The sequence below is a fragment of the Pseudomonas sp. 382 genome, assembly GCF_002759075.1.
GTDB lineage: Bacteria > Pseudomonadota > Gammaproteobacteria > Pseudomonadales > Pseudomonadaceae > Aquipseudomonas > Aquipseudomonas vlassakiae.
In genome coordinates, this window is sequence record NZ_PEMX01000016.1 from 52,024 (window position 1) to 65,635 (window position 13,612).

Annotated in this window: 11 protein-coding genes; 9 read left to right on the forward strand and 2 right to left on the reverse strand. The window is 61.6% G+C overall.

Features of this window, described 5'->3' with window-relative positions; all coding sequences use genetic code 11:
* Positions 1–15: 15 nt before the first annotated feature.
* A complete protein-coding gene (locus CQW31_RS18530; RefSeq protein WP_054885652.1) occupies positions 16–549 on the reverse strand; it encodes an outer membrane protein assembly factor BamE in 534 nt (177 codons plus the stop codon).
* Between the two features lie 97 nt (positions 550–646).
* Here CQW31_RS18530 and fur point away from each other — a divergent pair, with 97 nt between their 5' ends.
* Positions 647–1,051 (forward strand): ferric iron uptake transcriptional regulator, encoded by a 405-nt coding sequence (gene fur, locus CQW31_RS18535; RefSeq protein WP_046788147.1) that lies wholly within the window; start codon positions 647–649, stop codon positions 1,049–1,051.
* A gap of 201 nt (positions 1,052–1,252) precedes the next feature.
* Here the strand turns inward: fur and recN are convergent, their stop codons facing one another.
* On the reverse strand, positions 1,253–2,926 hold the full coding sequence (gene recN, locus CQW31_RS18540) for a DNA repair protein RecN (protein WP_099815136.1): 1,674 nt from the start codon (positions 2,924–2,926) through the stop codon (positions 1,253–1,255).
* Between the two features lie 172 nt (positions 2,927–3,098).
* On the opposite strand from recN, the gene grpE reads away from it, so the two are divergent.
* From grpE to CQW31_RS18580, 8 genes are all read left to right on the forward strand, one after another.
* Positions 3,099–3,671, forward strand: a complete 573-nt coding sequence (gene grpE / locus CQW31_RS18545; protein WP_143524237.1) for a nucleotide exchange factor GrpE — start codon at positions 3,099–3,101, stop codon at positions 3,669–3,671.
* 104 nt (positions 3,672–3,775) lie between these two features.
* On the forward strand, positions 3,776–5,701 hold the full coding sequence (gene dnaK, locus CQW31_RS18550) for a molecular chaperone DnaK (RefSeq protein WP_054885649.1): 1,926 nt from the start codon (positions 3,776–3,778) through the stop codon (positions 5,699–5,701).
* Between the two features lie 197 nt (positions 5,702–5,898).
* Positions 5,899–7,017, forward strand: a complete 1,119-nt coding sequence (gene dnaJ, locus CQW31_RS18555) for a molecular chaperone DnaJ (protein WP_054885648.1) — start codon at positions 5,899–5,901, stop codon at positions 7,015–7,017.
* A gap of 14 nt (positions 7,018–7,031) precedes the next feature.
* Positions 7,032–7,835 carry a 4-hydroxy-tetrahydrodipicolinate reductase gene (gene dapB / locus CQW31_RS18560; RefSeq protein ID WP_054885647.1) on the forward strand — a complete coding sequence of 268 codons (804 nt, stop codon included), beginning with the start codon at positions 7,032–7,034 and terminating at the stop codon, positions 7,833–7,835.
* Between the two features lie 328 nt (positions 7,836–8,163).
* The gene (carA, locus tag CQW31_RS18565; RefSeq protein WP_010955364.1) at positions 8,164–9,300 is read left to right on the forward strand and encodes a glutamine-hydrolyzing carbamoyl-phosphate synthase small subunit; all 1,137 of its coding nucleotides are present in this window, start codon (positions 8,164–8,166) and stop codon (positions 9,298–9,300) included.
* A 106-nt stretch (positions 9,301–9,406) separates the two neighbouring features.
* Positions 9,407–12,628: a carbamoyl-phosphate synthase large subunit gene (carB, locus tag CQW31_RS18570; RefSeq protein ID WP_054885645.1), complete on the forward strand. Its 3,222-nt coding sequence runs from the start codon at positions 9,407–9,409 to the stop codon at positions 12,626–12,628.
* Positions 12,625–13,107, forward strand: a complete 483-nt coding sequence (gene greA, locus CQW31_RS18575; protein ID WP_082433603.1) for a transcription elongation factor GreA — start codon at positions 12,625–12,627, stop codon at positions 13,105–13,107. The genes carB and greA overlap by 4 nt, the downstream gene beginning before the upstream one ends.
* Positions 13,085–13,525, forward strand: a complete 441-nt coding sequence (locus tag CQW31_RS18580) for a hypothetical protein (protein WP_054885644.1) — start codon at positions 13,085–13,087, stop codon at positions 13,523–13,525. The genes greA and CQW31_RS18580 overlap by 23 nt, the downstream gene beginning before the upstream one ends.
* The last annotated feature ends 87 nt before the right edge of the window (positions 13,526–13,612 follow it).

Here is a 13,612-nt window from a genome sequence, read left to right on the forward strand (position 1 = left end):
TCATCTGGCCGGCATTTACTGCGGCGAGGTTTCCAGCGGTGCCGGTGTCGGCACTGGGGTGGTCTCGATGGTGTCGATCTCACGCTGGATGGACTCTTCCGTCGAGCCTGGCTTGGCCGGTTTCTCTTCCGGCTGCGGCTTGGCCTGCTCTGGCTGGGTGGCCGGGCTGACCGTGGTGGTGTTGCTGCCGCCGAGGATTTCCTGGTCGCGGCTCACGCCTGGCATGAAGTCGCCGGACAGGCTGACCAGCTGGTCGCTGTCGTTGAAGAAGATGCTCATGCGCTCCTGCTGACGTGTGCCGCCACCAGGTTGCAGGCTGTACAGATAGTCCCAACGATTGGTGTTGAAAGTGTCCTGCAGCAGCGGGTTGCCCATGATAAACCTTACTTGCCGACGGGTCATTCCGGGGCGTAATTGGTCTATCATGTCTTGCGTGACGACATTGCCCTGCTGGATGTCGATTTTGTAAACCCCGGGAAACGAGCAACCGGCGAGTGCGAGCAGTCCCGCGAGGGCGAGGCTGTTTAGCAAGAGCTTGGTGTTTTGCATCGGTGGGCGACTTCCACTATCTTGGCTGGACAACGTAAACCCCGATCATACCCGTATTAAGAGAAGCTGCGAAGCAGCATCGGCGAGAAAGCTGACCATGGTTGAAAATAGCGAATTGCGCAAAGCCGGTCTCAAGGTGACACTGCCTCGAGTCAAGATCCTTCAGATGCTCGACTCGACCGAGCAACGTCACATGAGCGCCGAGGATGTCTACAAGGCGCTGATGGAGGCTGGCGAGGACGTCGGTCTGGCAACCGTCTATCGCGTACTGACCCAGTTCGAAGCGGCGGGTCTGGTGGTGCGCCACAACTTCGACGGTGGCCACGCGGTGTTCGAGCTGGCTGACGGCGGTCACCACGACCATATGGTCAACGTGGATACCAGTGAAGTTATCGAGTTCATGGATGCCGAGATCGAACGCCGCCAGAAAGAGATCGTGGCCGAGCATGGCTACGAGCTCGTGGACCACAACCTGGTCCTTTATGTGCGTAAGAAAAAGTAACGATTTAGCTCGTTATGAATGACAAAGGCGACCTTCGGGTCGCCTTTGTGCTTTGTAGGGTGCTGAATGCGTGTTGGCCTTGCTGGCCCTTTCGCGGTGGTTCGACGCTTCGATAAACCCGCTTCCACAGGGTCTGCACAGACCTTGAGCCTTGCGAAATCCTGTGGGAGGGGTTTACCCGCGAAGAGGCTGAAGGTGCTCTCAAGCCTTGCCGGAAACCACCATCTTGCGCGCATGGGCCAGGGATTCCTTGGTCAGGTCGATGCCGCCCAGCATCCGCGCCACTTCTTCGACCCGCTCGCGTTTGCCCAGGCTGGCGACTGCGGTGTGGGTGGTATCGCTGTTGCGCACTTTGTGCACGAACAGATGATGGTGCCCTTGCGCGGCCACTTGCGGCAGGTGAGTCACGGTCAGTACCTGGCCACGCTCGCCCAGGCGGCGCAGCAACTGGCCGACGATTTCGGCCGTAGGGCCACCGATGCCGACGTCCACTTCGTCGAATACCAGGGTCGGAATGCGCGAGGTCTGAGCTGTGATCACCTGGATCGCCAGGCTGATACGGGAGAGCTCGCCCCCGGACGCCACCTTGGCCAGGCCCTTGAGTGGCTGCCCGGGGTTGGCGCTGACCAGCAATTCGATCTGTTCCAGTCCGTGGGGTGACAGGTCGTTGCCTTCGTTGGGGGTAAGTTCGATGCAGAACCGCCCACCCGGCATACCCAGGCGCTGGATTTCCTGCTCCACGGCGACGGCCAGCTGTTTGGCTGCCTGCTGGCGCAGTGCGCTGAGCTCCTGTGCCTTCTGTTTATAGTGCTGGGCATAGGCGCCAAGTTCCTCGGTCAGGCGTTCGATCGACTCGTCGCTGGCGTTCAGGCCTTCGAGTTCATCCATCAGCTGTTGCTGCAAATGTGGCAGCTCAGTGGGGTGCACGCGGTGCTTGCGCGCCAGGGTGTAAATCGTGTCGAGGCGCTCTTCCAGGGCTTGCAGGCGCATGGGGTCGGCGTCGAAGTTGTCGAGGAAGCGATTGAGTTCGCCCACCGCTTCTTCAACCTGAATCTGTGCGCTGGCGATCATGTTGGCGGCTTCGCCCAGCGCACGCGGGGCGTTCGTTGCAGCGCCGAGGCGGTTGAGGCTGGCGGTGAGCGCGCTGAGCACATTGCCAGAATCGCTTTCGCTGCACTGGTCGATGACCTGGCGGCAGATGCCGAACAGGGCCTCTGCGTTGGTCAGGTTCTTGTGTTCCTGCTCCAGTTGTTCCAGTTCGTTTTCGCCCAGGCCGAGATTGTCCAGCTCTTCCAGCTGGTAGCTGAGCAGTTGGTGGCGGGCGCGTTGCTCGTCGCCGGAATTGCTCAGCCGCTCGAGTTCCAGGCGGGTCTGGTTCCAGCGTTTGGCGGCAAGCTGCACCTGGCGGGAGAGGTCGATGGCGCCGGCGTATTCGTCCACCAAACGGCGGTGGGTGTCGGTCTTCAGCAGTGACTGGTGTTCATGCTGGCTGTGGATGTCGATCAGCAGCTCGCCCAGCGCCTTGAGGTCGCCGAGCGGGCAGGGGGTGCCGTTGATGTAGCCGCGGCTGCGCCCTTCGGCGGTGATGACGCGGCGCAGAATGCACAACCCGTCGTTGTCCAGATCGCGCTCGGCCAGCCAGGCATGGGCTTCGGGGATGTCCACCAGGTCGAACGTGGCAAGGATGTCTGCCTTGTCGGTGCCGGGACGCACCACGCCGCTGTCGGCACGGTCGCCCAGGGCCAGGCCGAGGGCGTCGAGCATGATCGATTTGCCCGCACCGGTCTCGCCGGTGATCACCGACATGCCACGGGCGATTTCAAGGTCGAGGTGCTCGACGATGGCGTAGTTGTGAATGGACAGGTGCACCAGCATGGGGGCGGCTCCCGAAGTTCAGATCTGGTTATTTATACAGTACTTTTTTCTGCCCTGCCAATGCCCTCTGGCGGATTCTGTTGCGACCGGCAAAACCCACGTGCCCCTTGAAGCTGGTTTTTCCGGCCCCATATAGCCGGCAGACACGGCGAGCTTTGCTCGTACAACCGAAATTGCGGAGGAGAGACCCATGGCTGACGAACAGCTGAATGAACAAGACCTTAATGCCGAAGAGGCAGGTGCAGTGGATAACGGCGCCCGCGTTCAGGAGCTCGAGGAGCAGCTGGCCGCCGCCAAGGATCAGTCCCTGCGTGCCGCTGCCGAAGCGCAGAACAGCATTCGTCGCGCCGAGCAGGAAGTCGACAAGGCCCGCAAGTTCGCGCTCGAGAAGTTTGCTGGCGACCTGCTGCCGGTGATCGACAGCCTGGAAATGGCCCTGGCGCACCTCAAGCCCGACGACGAACAGGTCAAGAGCACGCGTGAAGGCGTCGAGCTGACCCTGAAGATGTTCCAGGACACCCTCAAGCGCTACAACCTCGAAGCCATCGACCCGCACGGGCAGCCGTTCAACCCTGAGCACCATCAGGCCATGGCCATGCAGGAAAACGCCGAGGTCGAGCCTAACAGCGTGCTCAACGTGTTCCAGAAGGGCTACCTGCTCAACGGTCGCCTGCTGCGCCCTGCCATGGTGGTGGTCAGCAAGGCGCCAGCGGCACCGCAACCTTCTATCGATGAGAAGGCTTGAAATCCTCCGGGGCATCCCCATCTAGGTGTCAAGCGTTCAAGTATTACCGCAGTTGGCCACGACCGTAGCCGCTGCCGCCAAATTCAAGTTTCGGGAGAGTAAACATGGGCAAAATCATCGGTATCGACCTGGGGACCACCAACTCGTGCGTCTCCATTCTGGAAAACGGTAACGTCAAGGTCATCGAAAACGCCGAAGGCGCGCGCACTACCCCTTCGATCGTGGCCTACGCCAACGACGGTGAAATCCTGGTTGGCCAGTCGGCCAAGCGCCAGGCCGTCACCAACCCGCACAACACCCTGTTCGCAGTGAAGCGCCTGATCGGTCGTCGCTTCGAAGAAGATGTCGTGCAAAAAGACATCAAGCTGGTGCCCTACAAGATCGTCAAAGCCAATAACGGCGACGCCTGGGTCGAAGCCAGCGGCAAGGAAATGGCGCCTCCGCAGATCAGCGCCGAAGTACTGAAGAAAATGAAGAAGACCGCCGAAGACTACCTCGGCGAGTCCGTGACCGAAGCGGTAATCACCGTTCCGGCGTACTTCAACGACAGTCAGCGTCAGGCCACCAAGGATGCCGGCCGCATCGCTGGCCTGGACGTAAAACGTATCATCAACGAGCCGACCGCCGCTGCACTGGCTTACGGCATGGACAAGGCCAAGGGCGACCACACCGTCATCGTTTATGACCTGGGTGGTGGTACCTTCGACGTTTCGGTCATCGAAATCGCCGAAGTCGACGGTGAGCACCAGTTCGAAGTGCTCGCCACCAACGGCGACACCTTCCTGGGTGGCGAAGACTTCGACATGCGCCTGATCGACTACCTCGTCGACGAGTTCAAGAAAGAGTCCGGCATGGACCTGAAGAACGATCCGCTGGCCCTGCAGCGTCTGAAAGAAGCTGCTGAAAAGGCCAAGATCGAGCTGTCCTCGGCGCAGTCGACCGATGTCAACCTGCCGTACATCACTGCAGACGCCACTGGTCCTAAGCACCTGAACGTGAAGATTTCCCGCGCCAAGCTGGAGTCGCTGGTCGAAGACCTGGTCAAGCGCACCATCGAGCCTTGCCGCATCGCCCTGAAAGACGCGGGCATCGACGCCAGCAAGATTGACGACGTGATCCTGGTCGGCGGCCAGACCCGTATGCCGATGGTGCAGAAGGCGGTTGCCGACTTCTTCGGTAAAGAAGCGCGCAAGGACGTCAACCCGGACGAAGCCGTGGCCATGGGTGCTGCCATTCAGGGCGCCGTGCTGGCCGGTGACGTGAAGGACGTGCTGCTGCTGGACGTCAGCCCGCTGACCCTGGGTATCGAAACCATGGGCGGCGTGATGACCGCGCTGATCGAGAAGAACACCACCATTCCGACCAAGAAGTCGCAGGTGTTCTCGACCGCCGACGACAACCAGAGCGCCGTGACCATTCACGTGCTGCAAGGCGAGCGCAAGCAGGCGGCGCAGAACAAGTCGCTGGGCAAGTTCGACCTGGCCGAGATTCCGCCAGCGCCTCGCGGCGTACCGCAAATCGAAGTGACCTTCGACATCGACGCCAACGGCATCCTGCACGTGGGCGCCAAGGACAAGGCCACCGGCAAGACCCAGTCGATCGTGATCAAGGCCAACTCCGGCCTGTCTGACGAAGAAATCGAGCGCATGGTGCGTGACGCCGAGGCCAACGCCGAGGAAGACCGCAAGTTCGAAGAGCTGGCCACTGCCCGTAACCAGGGTGATGCGCTGGTGCACTCGACCCGCAAGATGGTTGCGGACGCCGGTGACAAGGTTACTGCTGAAGAGAAGGCCGCGATCGAAGCTGCCGTGGTTGCCCTGGAAGCCGCTGTCAAAGGCGACGACAAGGCCGCCATCGACGCCAAGGTCGAAGAACTGTCCAAGGTATCGGCTCCGGTTGCTCAGAAGATGTACGCCGAGCAGCAGGCCGAACAGCCTCAGGGTGGCGCACAGCAAGCCGAGCCGGAAGCCAAGCACGATGACGTGGTTGACGCCGAGTTCGAAGAAGTGAAAGGCGACGACAAGAAGTAATCGTTGCCTGCTGTCGACCCGTTCACTGGTTGCTGCCGGTGAGCTGGTAGGATGTCGCCGCGCGGGGGCTTGCTCCCGCGTTGGCGTATCTGGAATTCGAGATTTTTTACAGCATTTGTCGGGGCCATTCGTGGTGTGCAGGCAGGTGCTGATGGCGCGGCGCAGATGCCTGACGCCCAACAAGGTGCAAATGACCTATGTCCAAGCGTGATTATTATGAGGTCCTGGGTGTCGAGCGCGGCGCCAGCGAAGCTGACCTCAAGAAGGCTTACCGCCGACTGGCGATGAAGTACCACCCGGACCGCAATCCGGGCGATAAAGAGTCGGAAGACAAGTTCAAGGAGGCCAACGAGGCCTACGAAGTACTGTCAGATGCGAACAAGCGTGCGGCGTTCGACCAGTACGGTCATGCCGGCGTCGACCCGAGCATGGGTGGCGGTGGTGCCGGCTTCGGCGGCGCCAACTTCTCCGACATTTTTGGCGACGTTTTCAGTGACTTCTTCGGCGGCGGTCGCGGTGGTGGACGTGGCGGTGCCCAGCGCGGCAGCGACCTGCGCTACACCCTGGAGCTGAACCTGGAAGAAGCGGTGCGCGGCACCACGGTCAGTATCCGCGTGCCGACTCTGGTCAACTGCAAACCGTGCGACGGCTCCGGCGCCAAGAAGGGGTCGACCCCGTCGACTTGCCCGACCTGCGGTGGCATCGGCCAGGTGCGCATGCAGCAAGGCTTCTTCTCGGTGCAGCAGACCTGCCCACGCTGCCACGGCCAGGGCAAGATCATCACCGACCCATGCACCTCGTGCCATGGCGAGGGCCGTGTCGAGGAATACAAGACCCTGTCGGTCAAAGTGCCGGCGGGCGTCGATACCGGCGACCGCATCCGTCTGTCCGGCGAGGGCGAGGCGGGCACCCATGGTGGTCCGACTGGCGATCTGTATGTGGTGATCAACGTGCGCGAGCACGAGATCTTCCAGCGTGACGGCAAGCACCTCTATTGCGAAGTGCCGATCAGCTACACCGATGCCGCACTCGGTGGCGAGCTGGAAGTGCCGACCCTCGATGGTCGCGTGAAGCTCAAGATTCCGGAAGGTACACAGACCGGCAAGCAGTTCCGCTTGCGTGGCAAGGGTGTCGCCCCGGTTCGCGGTGGTGGTGCCGGTGACCTGCTGTGCCGCGTAGCGGTTGAGACCCCGGTCAACCTGACCCGTCGCCAGCGCGAATTGCTCGAAGAGCTGCGCAGCTCGCTGGAAGGTGACAACTCGCCCAAGGCCAGCGGCTGGTTCGATGGCGTTAAGCGCTTCTTCGGCGATCTCTGACAAGGAAAATGGCTATGCGACGTATTGCAGTGATGGGCGCGGCGGGGCGGATGGGCAAGACCCTCATCGAAGCCGTTCAGCAAACCCCGGGCGCGGGGCTGACGGCGGCGATCGATCGTCCGGACAGCTCGCTGGTCGGGGCGGATGCCGGCGAGCTGGCAGCGCTCGGTCGTATCGGTGTACTGCTGTCGGACGACCTGGCCAAGGTTGCCGACGAATTCGACGTGCTGATCGACTTCACTCACCCGTCGGTGACGCTGAAGAACCTGGCGTTCTGCCGCAAGCACGGCAAGGCGATGATCATCGGTACCACCGGTTTTACCGCCGAGGAGAAGCAACTGCTTGCCGAAGCGGGCAAAGACATCCCGATCGTGTTTGCCGCCAACTTCAGCGTTGGTGTCAATCTCAGCCTCAAGCTGTTGGACATGGCTGCGCGGGTTTTGGGTGACGATGTCGACATCGAGATCATCGAGGCGCACCACCGGCACAAGGTCGATGCCCCGTCGGGGACCGCGCTGCGCATGGGTGAAGTGGTTGCCAATGCGCTGGGGCGCGATCTGCAGGAAGTGGCGGTGTATGGCCGTGAAGGCCAGACCGGCGCGCGTGATCGCCAGACCATCGGCTTTGCCACCGTGCGTGCCGGCGATGTGGTCGGTGATCACACCGTGCTGTTTGCTGCTGAGGGCGAGCGCCTGGAAATCACCCACAAGGCCTCCAGCCGTATGACCTTCGCCAAGGGCGCGGTGCGAGCGGCGCTGTGGCTCGATGGGCGCAAGCCGGGCCTGTACGACATGCAGGATGTGCTCGACCTGCGCTAAGCCGTTCGAGCGGTGCTGGCGTCTTCGCGGGGCGCGCCCGCTCCCACAGGATTTGTGCAAGGCTCAGGCTCTGTGCGGTCGTTGTGGGAGCGGGCATGCCCGCGAAGCAGGCGCCGCAAATGTCAGTCTGTCGCAATCATGTGTTTTAGAGGCACATATGCGGTAGACCGAAAACGCACTTTTCTGTAAGCTACAGCTTTAGTGTGTCCACTAAAAGCGCGCAGCGAATTGAATTCAGCACATGAAAGCGGGGTGACGTGTCCATACGTCACTCCGCTTTTTTGCAACCTGCGATCGCCCTTTCATGCTTGACTTACGGGAGGTCTTCTTGACAAAGCCAGCCATACTCGCCCTTGCCGACGGCAGTATTTTCCGCGGTGAAGCCATCGGTGCCGACGGTCAGACCGTTGGTGAGGTGGTATTCAACACCGCTATGACCGGCTACCAGGAAATCCTTACAGACCCTTCCTACGCGCAGCAAATCGTCACCCTGACCTACCCGCACATCGGCAACACCGGTACTACGCCGGAAGATGCCGAGTCGAGCCGTGTCTGGTCCGCTGGCCTGGTTATCCGCGACCTGCCGCTGCTGGCCAGCAACTGGCGTAATACCCAGTCGCTGCCTGAGTACCTCAAGGCCAACAACGTCGTCGCCATCGCCGGTATCGACACCCGTCGCCTGACCCGCATCCTGCGCGAAAAAGGCGCTCAGAACGGCTGCATCCTGGCGGGTGACAACATCAGCGAAGAAGCCGCCATCGCAGCCGCCCGTGGCTTCCCTGGCCTGAAGGGCATGGACCTGGCCAAGGTCGTTTCCACCAAGGAACGCTACGAGTGGCGCTCCAGCGTTTGGGAGCTGAAGACCGATAGCCACCCGACCATCGACGCTGCCGACCTGCCGTACCACGTGGTCGCCTTCGACTACGGCGTCAAGCTGAACATCCTGCGCATGCTGGTCGCCCGCGGCTGCCGCGTGACCGTGGTGCCTGCCCAGACCCCGGCCAGCGAAGTGCTGGCACTGAATCCGGATGGTGTGTTCCTGTCCAACGGCCCTGGTGATCCGGAGCCATGCGACTATGCGATCCAGGCGATCAAGGAAATCCTCGAAACCGAGATTCCGGTATTCGGCATCTGCCTCGGCCACCAGCTGCTGGCCCTGGCCTCCGGCGCCAAGACCGTGAAGATGGGCCATGGCCACCACGGTGCCAACCACCCGGTCCAGGACCTGGACACCGGCGTGGTCATGATCACCAGCCAGAACCACGGTTTCGCCGTTGACGAAGCCACCCTGCCGGGCAATGTCCGCGCCATCCACAAGTCGCTGTTCGACGGCACCCTGCAGGGTATCGAGCGCACCGACAAGAGCGCGTTCAGCTTCCAGGGCCACCCTGAAGCGAGCCCAGGCCCGACCGACGTCGCGCCACTGTTCGATCGTTTCACCGATGCCATGGCCAAGCGCCGCTGAGCATCCTGCATCAAGGCCCCGGGCCGGCTCACGCCGCGCCCGGAAGCGCCTGACCCAGATTGTTCAAGACGGCTTGCCGACTGACCCGCGGATTTGAGTGACAACCATGCCAAAACGTACAGACATCAAAAGCATCCTGATTCTCGGCGCTGGCCCGATCGTGATCGGCCAGGCCTGCGAATTCGACTATTCCGGCGCCCAGGCCTGTAAAGCCCTGCGCGAGGAAGGTTTCCGCGTCATCCTGGTGAACTCCAACCCGGCCACCATCATGACCGACCCGGCCATGGCCGACGCCACCTACATCGAGCCGATCAAGTGGCAATCGGTGGCCAAGATCATCGAAAAAGAGCGCCCGGACGCGGTACTGCCGACCATGGGTGGTCAGACTGCATTGAACTGCGCCCTGGACCTGGAGCGCCACGGCGTGCTGGAAAAGTTCGGCGTAGAGATGATCGGCGCCAACGCCGACACCATCGACAAGGCCGAAGACCGTTCGCGCTTCGACAAGGCCATGAAGGACATCGGCCTGGAGTGCCCGCGCTCCGGTATCGCCCACAGCATGGAAGAGGCCAATGCAGTGCTCGAGAAGCTCGGCTTCCCGTGCATCATCCGCCCATCGTTCACCATGGGCGGCACTGGCGGCGGTATCGCCTACAACCGCGAAGAATTCGAAGAAATCTGCACCCGTGGCCTGGACCTGTCGCCGACCAAAGAGCTGCTGATCGACGAATCGCTGATCGGCTGGAAGGAATACGAGATGGAGGTGGTCCGCGACAAGAAGGACAACTGCATCATCGTTTGCTCCATCGAGAACTTCGACCCGATGGGCGTGCACACCGGTGACTCGATCACCGTGGCGCCGGCGCAGACCCTGACCGACAAGGAATACCAGATCATGCGCAACGCCTCGCTGGCGGTGCTGCGTGAAATTGGTGTGGAAACCGGCGGCTCCAACGTGCAGTTCGGTATCTGCCCGAACACTGGCCGCATGGTCGTGATCGAGATGAACCCGCGTGTTTCGCGTTCGTCCGCCCTGGCTTCCAAGGCCACCGGCTTCCCGATCGCCAAGATTGCCGCCAAGCTGGCCATTGGTTACACCCTCGACGAGCTGCAGAACGACATCACCGGCGGCCGCACCCCGGCGTCCTTCGAGCCGTCGATCGACTACGTCGTGACCAAGCTGCCACGCTTCGCCTTCGAGAAATTCCCGAAAGCCGACGCCCGCCTGACCACCCAGATGAAATCGGTGGGTGAAGTCATGGCCATCGGCCGCACCTTCCAGGAGTCCCTGCAGAAAGCCCTGCGCGGTCTGGAAGTCGGCGCCTGCGGCCTCGACCCTAAAGTCGACCTGGCCAGCCCGGAAGCCGCCGGCATCCTCAAGCGCGAACTGACCGTGCCGGGTGCCGAGCGCATCTGGTACGTGGCTGACGCCATGCGTTCGGGGATGACCTGTGAAGAGATCTTCGCACTGACCGGCATCGACATGTGGTTCCTGGTGCAGATGGAAGACCTGATCAAGGAAGAAGAGAAGGTCAAGACCCTGGCGCTGTCGTCGATCGACAAAGACTACATGCTGCGCCTCAAGCGCAAGGGCTTCTCGGACCAGCGCCTGGCCAAGCTGCTCGGCATCACCGACAAGAACCTGCGTCGTCACCGCCACAAGCTGGAAGTGTTCCCGGTGTACAAGCGCGTCGACACCTGCGCCGCCGAATTTGCCACCGACACCGCCTACCTGTACTCGACCTACGAGGAAGAGTGCGAGGCCAACCCGTCGACCCGCGACAAGATCATGATCCTGGGTGGCGGCCCGAACCGTATCGGCCAAGGTATCGAGTTCGACTACTGCTGCGTACACGCTGCACTGGCGCTGCGTGAAGACGGTTACGAGACCATCATGGTCAACTGCAACCCGGAAACCGTCTCCACCGACTACGACACCTCCGACCGCCTGTACTTCGAGCCGCTGACCCTGGAAGACGTGCTGGAAGTCTGCCGCGTCGAGAAGCCGAAGGGTGTCATCGTTCACTACGGCGGCCAGACCCCGCTGAAACTGGCTCGCGCCCTGGAAGAAGCCGGCGTACCGATCATCGGTACCAGCCCTGACGCCATTGACCGTGCCGAAGACCGTGAGCGCTTCCAGCAGATGGTTCAGCGCCTGAGCCTGCTGCAGCCGCCAAACGCCACCGTGCGCAGCGAAGAAGAAGCCATCAGCGCTGCTGGCGGCATCGGTTACCCGCTGGTCGTGCGCCCATCCTACGTACTGGGTGGCCGCGCCATGGAAATCGTCTACGAGCTGGACGAGCTCAAGCGCTACCTGCGTGAAGCCGTACAGGTTTCCAACGACAGTCCAGTGCTGCTCGACCACTTCCTCAACTGCGCCATCGAGATGGACGTGGATGCGGTTTGCGACGGCACCGACGTGGTGATCGGCGCGATCATGCAGCACATCGAACAGGCCGGCGTTCACTCCGGTGACTCGGCGTGCTCGCTGCCACCTTACTCGCTGAGCAAGGAAGTGCAGGACGAAGTCCGCGTACAGGTCAAGAAAATGGCCCTGGAACTGGGTGTTGTCGGCCTGATGAACGTGCAGCTGGCCCTGCAGGGCGACAAGATCTACGTGATCGAAGTCAACCCGCGTGCGTCGCGTACCGTACCGTTCGTGTCCAAGTGCATCGGCACCTCCCTGGCCATGATCGCTGCCCGCGTGATGGCTGGCAAAACCCTGAAAGAGCTGGGCTTCACCCAGGAAATCATCCCGAACTTCTACAGCGTCAAGGAAGCCGTCTTCCCGTTCGCCAAGTTCCCAGGGGTTGACCCGATCCTCGGCCCTGAGATGAAATCGACCGGTGAAGTCATGGGCGTCGGCGACAGCTTCGGTGAAGCGTTCGCCAAGGCCCAGATGGGTGCCAGTGAAGTGCTGCCGACCGGCGGTACCGCGTTCATCAGCGTGCGTGACGACGACAAGCCGCAAGTGGCTGGCGTTGCCCGCGATCTGATCGCCCTGGGCTTCGAAGTGGTTGCAACTGCAGGCACCGCCAAGGTCATCGAAGCGGCAGGCCTGAAAGTGCGCCGTGTGAACAAGGTGACCGAAGGTCGTCCGCACGTGGTCGACATGATCAAGAACGACGAAGTGTCGTTGATCATCAACACCACCGAAGGTCGCCAGTCGATCGCCGATTCCTACTCGATTCGTCGCAATGCGCTGCAGCACAAGATCTACTGCACCACTACCATTGCGGCTGGTGAAGCCATCTGCGAGGCGCTGAAATTCGGTCCCGAGAAGACTGTTCGTCGCCTGCAGGATCTGCATGCAGGACTCAAAGCATGAGCATTACCAAGTACCCGATGACCGTCCAGGGCGCCCGCGCCCTGGAAGAGGAGCTGGCCTTCCTGAGCAAGACCGAGCGCCCACGCCTGAGCCAGGCCATTGGCGAAGCGCGTGAGCTGGGCGACCTCAAGGAAAACGCTGAATACCATGCTGCCCGTGAAGAGCAGGGCATGGTCGAAGCGCGTATCCGCGATATCGAAGGCCGTCTGCAGAACTCGGTGGTGATCGATGTCACCACCATCGCCCACACCGGCAAAGTGATTTTCGGCACCACCGTGGTGCTGGCCAACACCGAGACCGATGACGAAGTGACCTACCAGATCGTTGGCGAAGATGAAGCTGACGTGAAAATAGGCAAGCTTTCGAGCAGTGCACCGATTGCCCGTGCCATCATTGGCAAGGAAGAAGGTGACACCGTGGTGGTGAAGACGCCAAGCGGTACGGTCGAGTACGAGATTGTCGAAGTCAAACACATCTGACCGGCGCCTGCGGGCGCCATCCCTCGAGGGGATTCTCTGGCAACTGGCCCAGGTTTTCTGGGTCGGTGGCTTATGGGTGTTCCATGTAGGGCTGGTGCCGGCGCTGAAAGTCAGTGGCCTGGCACCTTTGCTGGTGCAGGACGTCGCCGGGCAGATCGACCGCTGGTTGATCGGTGTGGCGTTGCTTGGCTTGTTGACCCAGCTGGCGGTGCTGGCGAGGGTGGACGGCCTGGTGGCCTGGTGGCGGCAGTTTCGCGGTCAGATGCTGTTGTTGGGCTTCGCAGCCTGTGTAGGGTATTACACCTTGCGCTACGGCATCTCGGTCGGCGAGCGCTGGCAGATGTTCTGTTTTCTCGTGTTGGGCTTCTCCGGCATCGTGCTGGTGGCCCAACCGGTCCCGGTCAGGGCGCGCCGCTAGCCAGTACGGAGCCTTGTGGGAGCGGCCTTGTGTCGCGAAAGGGTCGCAAAGCGACCCCAGGATGTCAGCTTTATCGCAAATACCGCT

Excerpts from the sequence above, each read along its gene's own strand:
- CQW31_RS18530 (WP_054885652.1), bottom strand. The coding sequence starts at position 549 with ATGCAAAACACCAAGCTCTTGCTAAACAGCCTCGCCCTCGCGGGACTG.
- fur (WP_046788147.1), top strand. The coding sequence starts at position 647 with ATGGTTGAAAATAGCGAATTGCGCAAAGCCGGTCTCAAGGTGACACTG.
- recN (WP_099815136.1), bottom strand. The coding sequence starts at position 2,926 with ATGCTGGTGCACCTGTCCATTCACAACTACGCCATCGTCGAGCACCTC.
- dnaK (WP_054885649.1), top strand. The coding sequence starts at position 3,776 with ATGGGCAAAATCATCGGTATCGACCTGGGGACCACCAACTCGTGCGTC.
- dnaJ (WP_054885648.1), top strand. The coding sequence starts at position 5,899 with ATGTCCAAGCGTGATTATTATGAGGTCCTGGGTGTCGAGCGCGGCGCC.
- dapB (WP_054885647.1), top strand. The coding sequence starts at position 7,032 with ATGCGACGTATTGCAGTGATGGGCGCGGCGGGGCGGATGGGCAAGACC.
- carB (WP_054885645.1), top strand. The coding sequence starts at position 9,407 with ATGCCAAAACGTACAGACATCAAAAGCATCCTGATTCTCGGCGCTGGC.
- greA (WP_082433603.1), top strand. The coding sequence starts at position 12,625 with ATGAGCATTACCAAGTACCCGATGACCGTCCAGGGCGCCCGCGCCCTG.